Origin of the sequence: Alishewanella maricola, assembly GCF_016343785.1 — a bacterium.
In the GTDB taxonomy this organism is placed as follows: domain Bacteria; phylum Pseudomonadota; class Gammaproteobacteria; order Enterobacterales; family Alteromonadaceae; genus Alishewanella; species Alishewanella maricola.
On the sequence record NZ_JAEINI020000039.1, the window covers coordinates 1 to 1,560 of the forward strand.

The window sequence follows — 1,560 nt, forward strand, 5'->3', positions numbered from 1 at the left end:
TAGACATAATGACTCCCCACGAGGTGCTGACCTCCGAATTCGTGGGTTAGTTTCGCAACCAGAGCCATACTGTATTTGTTGAATATACAATATCGGAGGTCAGCATGGTTAACAATAGCATAACTTTTATCGGCTTAGATACTCACAAAGAGTTCTTTGAAGTGGCCTATATCGAAGACAATCGCGAAGCCAAGCCTGTTAGTCTCGGGCGCATTAACGGCACCAAACAAGCACTGCAAAAGCTTGTCCGCCAGTTCGAATCTAAGCACCCCGGCAGTACGCTGCATTTTGTTTATGAAGCAGGCCCATGTGGCTATTGGATTTATCGCTTTTTAACAAGTTTAGGCCACTGTTGTTATGTCGTGGCACCCTCTTTAATTCCTAAAAAAGCCGGTGAGCGCGTTAAGACAGACAAACGTGATGCCGTGAAATTAGCTTTACTGCTGCGCTCTGGCGATATGGCCCCTATCTATGTTCCCGAGCCAGAAGATGAAGCGATGCGCGATTTATCACGCGCGCGTGAAACCGCCATGAAGGATTTAAAAGACGCAAAGTATCAGCTTAAAGCCATGCTGCTGCGCAACAATATCCGCTGTGACATACAAGATAATTGGTCAGCCAAACACCTACGCTGGCTCACCGAATTGATATTGCCGCATCCTTCGCAACAGATTGTTTTGCAGGAAGCGATACAAACCATTACCGAGCGTATCCGACGCCTTGAGCGACTGGATAACGAACTCAGTTACCATGTGAAAAACTGGCGTTACTACCCTGTTGTGAAAGCCATTCAAGCCATGCGGGGGGTGCGCTTATTAGTGGCTGTCGGCGTGATTGCCGAGCTGGGCGATTTATCCCGCTTCGACCACCCGAGAAAACTCATGAGCTATCTCGGCTTGGTCCCCTCTGAGCATTCCAGTGGGGGTAAACGTAAGCAAGGTGGCATTACCCGAACGGGCAATACCCGTGCTAGGCGCTTATTGGTCGAAGGTGCGCATACTTATCGCTATGCCGCCAACGTATCAACGGAGCTGCAAAAACGACAGGAAAGTCTCAGCAAGGAAATCGTCGATATCGCTTGGCAAGCACAGCTTAGATTATGCCGACGGTATCAACGCTTAATGAAGCGTGGCAAACACTACAACTTAGTCGTTACCGCCATTGCCAGAGAGATGATTGCCTATATCTGGGCCATCTCCAGAGAAGTCGTGCTAACACCCGTTAACCCTGCTAAGCGGTTAGCAAGGGTGCCAGCATGAAAAACGAGTTAGAGTTAATGCATTGGATCAAGCAGCGGGTGTGGCACAACCACCGACGGCGTTAGGATGGCAACAGCCTCACGGCTGTTGAACCTCGTACATAGACTGAAGACAGGTGCCACGGCGGATCAAGTAAGGTAGGCTCTGTTAGCGAAAGCTAATAATCCACGTATACCAGCATGACAACCGACGAACATTACCAGCTTCATCTGATGCATTAACTCGCTTTAACAGCAAAAAAAGGTTCTTTAATGAGCAGGATTTTACTCAATCTGCTTGACGTGGGGAGTCATACCAACGC

The 1,560-nt window shown here is 48.7% G+C and carries 1 protein-coding gene; it reads left to right on the forward strand.

Annotated elements, in window-relative coordinates:
• Window positions 1-104 precede the first annotated feature (104 nt).
• On the forward strand, window positions 105-1,259 hold the full coding sequence (locus JAO78_RS16605; RefSeq protein ID WP_226752477.1) for an IS110 family RNA-guided transposase: 1,155 nt from the start codon (window positions 105-107) through the stop codon (window positions 1,257-1,259).
• The last annotated feature ends 301 nt before the right edge of the window (window positions 1,260-1,560 follow it).